The following is a 605-nucleotide window of genomic DNA, read 5'->3' on the forward strand; positions in this document are numbered from 1 at the left end:
GGCCTCGTGGTTCGGCCACCGGGCCGAGATCAGCCGGGATCGGCAGATCGATATCCTGCGGCTGCCGATCCGCGAGCGGCTGCAGACGATCGATCCCGCAGGGATGAACCTGCTGGCCGAGTCGTTCATCGCCAGCCACGTCTATGATGGGCTGGTCCGGCGGTCGGACGACGGGCAGCACATCCTGCCCAACCTCGCCCACGCCTGGGAGGTCGATGAGACGCGTCACACCTGGACTTTCCATCTACGCAAGGGCGTCGTCTTCCATGACGGGCGAGAGCTGACCGCAGCGGATGTCGTCTATTCGCTGGATCGGCTCCGAGCGCCCGGCCAGCGCTCGCTGTATGCGCCGCTGTTCCGCCAGATCCGCTCGGTGCGCGCCTGGACCAACGCCGCCGTCATCATCGAGCTGGCGTCTGCGCACGAGCTCCTGCTGCCGCTCCTGTGCACGAGCCGCGCCGCGATCGTCTCCAGCCAGGGCGAGAGCGAGCCCGTGCGAGTCGGGACCGGTCCCTTCAAGCCTGTGCGACTGGAGCCGCATCTCTGCGTGCTGGAGGCCTACCCGCACTATCATCTCGGCCGCGCGCAGCTGGACCGCGTCGAGA

1 protein-coding gene is annotated in these 605 nt (G+C 68.1%); it reads left to right on the forward strand.

The window, feature by feature from the left end; all coding sequences use genetic code 11:
- Positions 1-605: ABC transporter substrate-binding protein (locus tag PA598K_RS09310; RefSeq protein ID WP_260405334.1), on the forward strand; the 605-nt coding region annotated here is incomplete at both ends.

Source organism: Paenibacillus sp. 598K, from assembly GCF_003851045.1.
Taxonomy (GTDB): domain Bacteria; phylum Bacillota; class Bacilli; order Paenibacillales; family Paenibacillaceae; genus Paenibacillus_D.